The 7,412-nt window shown below is 38.4% G+C and carries 3 protein-coding genes and 1 pseudogene; 1 reads left to right on the top strand and 3 read right to left on the bottom strand.

Annotation, left to right across the window (positions count from 1 at the left end; all coding sequences use genetic code 11):
* The 3 genes and pseudogenes from ACFIKE_RS07410 to ACFIKE_RS07400 all read right to left on the bottom strand — a co-directional run.
* Positions 1-125: pseudogene (locus ACFIKE_RS07410) on the bottom strand (phage tail protein); the annotation flags it as partial.
* A gap of 13 nt (positions 126-138) precedes the next feature.
* Positions 139-513, bottom strand: coding sequence for a hypothetical protein (locus ACFIKE_RS07405; RefSeq protein WP_375648970.1), 375 nt, complete (start codon positions 511-513; stop codon positions 139-141).
* Positions 514-1,150: 637 nt separating this feature from the next.
* A complete protein-coding gene (locus tag ACFIKE_RS07400; RefSeq protein WP_375648968.1) occupies positions 1,151-2,281 on the bottom strand; it encodes a metallophosphoesterase in 1,131 nt (376 codons plus the stop codon).
* Between the two features lie 818 nt (positions 2,282-3,099).
* Between ACFIKE_RS07400 and ACFIKE_RS07395 the strand changes: the two genes are divergently transcribed.
* Positions 3,100-7,412, top strand: a 4,313-nt coding sequence (locus tag ACFIKE_RS07395) for a beta strand repeat-containing protein (RefSeq protein WP_375648965.1), incomplete at its 3' end; no start/stop codon positions are given.

The following is a 7,412-nucleotide window of genomic DNA, read 5'->3' as shown; positions in this document are numbered from 1 at the left end:
CTGGGTGCCTTGCCAAAACGCTCCATACAAACCCATGAGGCAGAAAACTCTTCTTCAAAAGATTGGAAATTCAGCCAGTCCACATAAAATTGATGCGGTCCTAACATCATCAAAGGATCTCTCATAAGCTCCCTCCCCTCATTCTGTCCCGCCATGCAGAGCATTGGCACGTGCCCGTTGAATGGCGTGGGCAACCGCACGACCAGTGGCCATGGGTTCACGCGCCCCATTAACATGCACTATGACATTTTGATTGTGTGTGATGGGGGAACGGTCTTTGTCTCTTTGCTCTCTCGCAGATGAATTTATAGGAGAAGCCCCCGCAAATTGCACGATGGGCTGAATGGCTGTTTTCCCCCCCAAAAAACTTGGCAAAAACTCTCTTACATCAATGGAACCAATCCACCCCTTAATGCGGCTAGGCAAAGATTTACAATAATCCATCAATTGTGAGATAGACGACATAAAGCCATCGACAATCGAATTAGCCAGATCTTCGCCCGCTTGTTCCATACCAGCCTTGGCACTCTCCGAGAGCTTTTCGCGGGCAAAAGAGCTCTTTCTAAACTGAAATTTCTTAAAATCCCCTTTTTACACTTCTCTCAAAGCAAAGATAAAACTGCCAAGACATGTGAGAGTCATCTAAGGATAATTACATGAGACCATAACCGCTATAAACAGACTCAAATATTTGTATCGTATTATTGTATCTATTTACTTACGTATAAAAGAAGAAGATAAAATTGTAATACAAATAAAAGTTCATACGGTTAATCAAGAGAAATTATACAGCATCACAAAACATCAATTGTTTGAAGATTATAAGTAGAAAATGAATCAAAACAAAAAGTTTTCTTGGTAATTCTGGATACTTCCTCGACACACTCCTCTTTCTCTTCCAAGATGAAAGCCTAAAAAGAAAAAATAAAATAACAAACCATTATTCCGCTTTGTATTAAAGCTCAGTTCACATTAAACCATTGCACTTATAGCGCTTAACCTGATATTTTAGCATTTTTGAAAAAAAGATGAAAAAGATATCTGATTTTTCATTCTATTTTTAAGTGACACTTAGACACTCTCATTGCTTTTCAAATCCGCACATATAATACGTTTTTTCCTTATCCTTAAAACAAAGAAAAAAATCCTATTATAACTGACTGCAACTCGCGGAAAATTGGGTGTCTTTCCCTATAACACCAAGATCTTTAATTAAAAGCGGTTTTCCTATTTCTCCATTATAGGCTTTAACGTGAATGGTCTTTCCCTTCACATCTATGAGGTAATAATCTCCATTAAAAAGCGCACCAGCTGTATAGATAGGGATATTTCCAAAAACCTTATCATTTTTCGCACGGCAATAAGACTGATAATGCGTATGACCCACGAAGATTGCTTTAACATTATGAGAGGTAATAATTGACTTAAAGACCGACAAATCTTTAGCATTCTTTTTACGAATAAAAAAGGATTCACCATCAATGGAAGCAGCACGCGCATCATGAAAATTAATGATTGTCACTTTACCTCTTGCATCAGCAGCAGTTAAATCGTTCCTAAGCCAATCTAAAGATTTATTGATTTGCGCCTGCATAGACTGTCCCATCAAACGAACCGTATAGCTTGGATAATTGTGAAGCTGCACATAGTGAACATCTCCATAATCCCAAGAATAACTCAAACTCCCCCTTATCGAGCGAATATTTCCATCCGAAATGGGAACCAAACTTTCAGTAACATCTGCATTAAAATGCAATAATTGATTACGGTATTTTTTGATTTCCGATACCATTCTTGAAACTGCACTTATAGCACAGGCATCTTTGTAAAAACTGAATTCTTGAGGATTTGTACAATTACCAACATTATTGGCATAATCATGATTCCCTAGCCCCTCATAGACAGGCACTCCAAGAGTTTTATAAACATTTTTATAATCATCATAGTTTTTTTGTTGTCCAAACTCCGTCAGATCACCATTGACAATATGGAACGCGGCCTTGTGCGCTTTTATCACACCAGCAACCTGCTCATTTATCTTTAACCACGGCTCTCTGTTTGATATTCCATTGGCATCACCAGAGTTTAAACGCCACGGTTGCGGATCAGCCATGATGATAGCAGTATAATTTTTTACAAGAGACCTTTCTTTTATAGACCAGCCCATGAATGCATCATGATAAAGCCTCTCGTCCCTTCTTAACTTTTCAGAATCAAGGTTAAAACAACCAGAGATAGTAAAAGCAATCACGGTGATTACCAATTTAACTTTATATCTCATAAACCTAGCACCATAAAAACGTTACATATTTTATTATATTATAAAAAAATCCTCAGAAGCAATTTTTTAGATTTTCTTGTCAAGAGTGTGTCAAAAATTCAAAATAACGAAAGCAATAATCCTTCAATGAAGGTGCACTTTGATGATATAAAAGCACTGTTGGTTTCAAACCTTCAACTTCAAGCACTTTAATTTATTGAGATTTATGAGCTTGGGCTCTGTCAAATGCTATCGATACATCAACAGCTTATCAAAAACTAGGCATTTATCAGAAACCTAGCAAGTGTTCGTATACTATTAAAATATCCCAAACAGGAGAAACGAACGTATGCTGTATGCTCGAGAAGCCGTCTCCGTTAGATAGCAAAATCAAACACATTAGAATCTTATGAAAGATAAAGTAGGAATAATCAAAATGCTAAAAACAGTGTTTGGGTATTACTGTCATAACTAACTCTGGAAAGACCACAAACTGTAAGAAATATTACAGAAAATATTATTATTAATTTATAAAATTCATATGAACAATAATATAAAATATATCAAAACATAATAAAATTAACATTTTTACAAAATAGTTTTATAATAAATTTAATTATGTAATATAAAGTAATCACTTTATGATTATAAACACGTTATGTATTAAATATAAATATGTAAAAAATTTAATACCAATTATTTTTTAGCTTTGACAAGCAGTAGAAAATAAAATACTTATAAAGACTATTACTGAAATTAATAACAACTATCCATTTTCACTTCTTCTTATGAAGTTCGCGGGGAAATGAATTTTTGGGGCTCTCATAAGGAGAATGCTAGTGTATAAAACATCCCTTTTATCATGCACGGCTGCAGCCGCTATCATCCTATTCAACATCCAGTTCACTGCACATGCTGCAACCCTCGAAGTATCCACGGGAGAAGAAAAACCATCCAACCAAACCTTTGAGATTATTCATGCAAAAACCGGTGGTCAAATCATTGGAACGAATGTAACAGTGATCGGGAACAAAAATACAAACTCAAGTGAAAACAAGAATGTTTATGCTGTAACTGCTGAAGGCGTTAACAGTGCGATTACATTACAGGGTAGCACAACCATTAAAGGGACTGATTCTGTTATTTCCTTAGGCGTTGAAGCAAAAGACGATGCTAAATTTCAAATGACTGGGGGATCCATTACAGTTTCCGATATTGGTGCTCTCTTCTGGAATAATAATAACAAAGAAAGTATGCTAAAAGATGTGACGATATCGAGTGGTGAAAACAAAGCGCCACTGAATTTTGGAGTAATGTTAGACAAAAACGGTACAGTCACTTTAGAAAATGTAAAAGTAACGCAAGCAATAAATGCCACAGTTGCATATGATCATTCAACAATAACAATTTCTGGAGGATCATTTGACGCAAAAGATGCAGCAATATCTGCTAAAAATGGTAGCACTGTTACTTTAACAAACAATGCGCAAATTACATCATCTGATGACGCTGGGCTCGCAGCAAAAACACAATCCACCATCACAATGACTAAGGGAACTGTGACAGGAAAAATCGCGGCATTGATTGCAGAAGACGGTGGACATGTTAAGGTCACTGATGTTATTTTAAAAACAAAGGGAGCTGGAACAGATGAACCAGCTGAGGGCTCTGGTTATACCGATGGTTTCGGTGCATTTTCTAAAGGCTCTAACAGTGTGATTGAGTTGGAAAACACTGCTATTAGCGATGCGAAAATTGGGCTTACAGCACAAGATGGTGGCGCAATCAACATGACTGGTGGGACCATCACAGCTTCCAAGGTTGGTGCTCTCTTCGAAAGCAGTAATAGCGACAAAAACAAACTGGAAAATATAACGATATCAAGTGGTAAAGACGGTGCACTATTAATCAGTGGAATAGACGCAGATAAAAGTACTGTCACTTTAAAAGATGTAAAAGTGACTCAAGCACAGCACGCCATAATTGCGGATCATGATTCCACAATAAAAATTTCTGGCGGATCATTTGAGGCAAAAGGAGACACAATACAAGCCATCAGTGGCAGCAACATTGTTTTAACTGATGTTAAACAGATTACATCATCTGATTCCAATGGACTCGCAGCAACATCAAACTCCACAATCGTAATGACAGATGGAACCGTAACTGGGAAAAAAACAGCATTGGCTGCTGCAGACGGCGGACATATTAAGGTCACAGATGTTGCTCTAAAAACAGTAGGAGTAGATGCGCTCACTGAGGGCGCTGGTATTATATATGGATTCGGTGCATTCGCAAATGGCGATAACAGTGTAATTGAATTGCTTGGAAAAACGACCATTAGTGATGGTATAATCGGGCTTGAAGCACAAGATGGTGGCGCAATAAGCATGGCTGGGGGAACCATTACAGCTTCCAAAGTTGGTGCTGTTTTCTTTAACAGTAAGAGCGACAAAAACAAACTGGAAAATGTGACAATATCAAATGCTAAAGAAGAGGAACCGCTACTCTTTGGAGTAAAAGCAGACGAAGACAGTAAAGTTGCTTTAAAAAATATAGAATTTGTTCAAGCAGACAGTGGTATATCAGCAGATAATTCTTCCACAATAACAGTCTCGGGAGGATCATTTGATGCAAAAAAGGTAACGGTACATGCTGAAAACGGCAGCACCATTACTTTAACCGATAATGCTCAGATTGCATCATCTGGTAACGTTGGACTCGTAGGAGAAACACAATCTACAATCACGATGATAGGAGGATCCGTAACTGGGAGAGAAGCAGCATTGGCTGCAAAAACGGGTGGTCATATTACAGTCACAGATGTTGCTCTAAAAATAAAAGCAATACCAGATGCACAAGCTCAAGGTTCTGATATTATATCTGGGTTCGGTGCATTTTCTGAAGGCGCGGACAGTGTGATTGAATTGCTTGGAAAAACGACCATTAGTGATAGTATAATCGGGCTTCAAGTGCAAAAAAGTGGTGCAGTCAAGATGACTGGAGGAACCATTAAGGCTTCTATGGCTGGTGCTGTTTTCTCTAACACTAAGAGCGACAAAAACAAGCTGGAAAATGTGACAATATCAAGTACTAAAGACGGTGAGCTACTAATCAATGGAGTAGACGCAGACAACGACAGTGCCGTCGCTTTAAAAAACGTAACAGTAATGCAAGCAAATAGCGCCATAATAGCAGACAATTCTTCTACAGTAACAGTCTCTGGCGGATCATTTGATGCGAAACATGTAACAATAGGTGCTCTAAAAGGCGGCAGCGTCATTTTAACCGATAATGCGCAAATTATATCATCCGAAGACAGCGGACTCTATGCACATGACAATGGCACAATCAGCATGACTGGAGGAACCATTAAAGCCTCCTATAATGGTGCTGGCTTTGTGAGCAGTGAGAGCGATAAAAACAAACTGGAAAATGTGACAATATCAAGTTCTAAAGACAATGAGCTACTACAATATGGAATAGAAGCAGACAAAAACAGTACAGTCACTTTAAAAAATGTAACTGTCACTCAAGCAACCAGTGCCATAGTTGCAGATGATCACTCGACAATAACAGTCTCTGGAGGATCATTTGATGGAGAACTCGATGGAATATATGCTTCAAATGGCAGCACGGTTATTATCGACAACAAGACTGAGATTATAACATCCAGTGGTTATGGACTCCATGCTGATGGTGCACAATCCAAGATCACAATGACTGGAGGGACAGTAAGCGGTTGGGGTATAGGCACATTGTTTGCTGAAAACGGCGGACATATTAATGTCACTGGTGTTACTATAACATCGACAGATGGCATCGGAGATGGTGCACTCGCTGATGGCTCTGGAAACATAATTGAATTACATAATACAACGATTAAGGATGTTTCAACAGGGCTTATGGCATACGAAGAAGCTACAATCAAGATGACTGGAGGTTCTATTACGGCTTCTATAATAGGCGCTTCTTTTAATAACAGTAAAAGCGCTGAGAACAAGCTAGAAAATGTGAAAATATCAAGTGGTAAAGACGATGACCAACAACTTTTCGGGGTAGTAGCCACTCATGACAGCAACCTTACTTTGAAAAATGTAACAGTTACTCAAGAAAATATAGGCATAGCCTCTGCTTTTAATTCTCAAATAAACGTATCAGGGGGAGAGTTTAATGTAAAAGACTCAGGGGCATATGCTCAAAGTGATAGCACCATTATCATAAAAGACAATGCTCAAATTAATGCATCTGATGGCAGTGGACTCCATGCAAGCGGTCCACAATCCCAAATCACAATGACAGACGGAACTGTGTTTGGGAAAAAAGCTGCATTGTATACAGAAAACGGCGGGCATATTGATGTGACAAATGTTTCTGCAACGGCACAAATCGGTGGTTTGCAGATCATGTCTCTCTCTTACACAGATCCTGATAATCCCCAAAAACGTAAAAGCAGTGAAATCAATTTGGTCAATACAAAACTTCATGTTGAAAATGGTGCTGGAATTCTTATTGGAGCTTTCACTGACAACGATATTGAAAATAATGCAGATCTGGCAATCGGTACAGCAAATCTCAAAAATTCAGAAATCCATGCCGATGTTTTACTAGGAAACGGCATTGATTGGAGATACAAAGAGTTTTGGGACCAGGTAGGTTCAAAAGCGATCTCCAACGGCACCTTCACCTTAAGCGCAGATCAGTCTATTCTAGAGGGCAGAGCAAATATTGCTAAAGACAGAAATGTGCACTTTGATCTGAAAAACAATACAAAATGGACGTTGAAAATCAGCAAAAATGAAAAAGATGATGATGGCAATCTCCTTGATATCGCTCAAAGATCTCGTTCTGATATTTCCACGCTTAATCTCGATAACAGCTCCATTATCTTTAATGGACCAACAGAAGATCATTACCAAACATTGCATATAGGTTCTGGTAAACCAGACACGCAAGAAGTCTACAATGCAACGGGTGATGCAAAGATTTACTTCAACATTGCTTGGAGTGATGGTGCTGCAATAAATGACCAAAAAACCGATAGACTTTTGATCCATGGGGATGTCTCAGGCTCTACAACAGTTTATATCAAAAGCGATACAGGGGATGAAAGTAGTGTAATAAATGCCTCTGATCCTTCCAATATAGGTGG

Origin of the sequence: Bartonella sp. MU70NMGDW (assembly GCF_042194085.1) — a bacterium.
GTDB lineage: Bacteria > Pseudomonadota > Alphaproteobacteria > Rhizobiales > Rhizobiaceae > Bartonella > Bartonella grahamii.
Note: the sequence above shows the minus strand (reverse complement) of the source record. Positions and strands in the feature narration are given on the sequence as shown.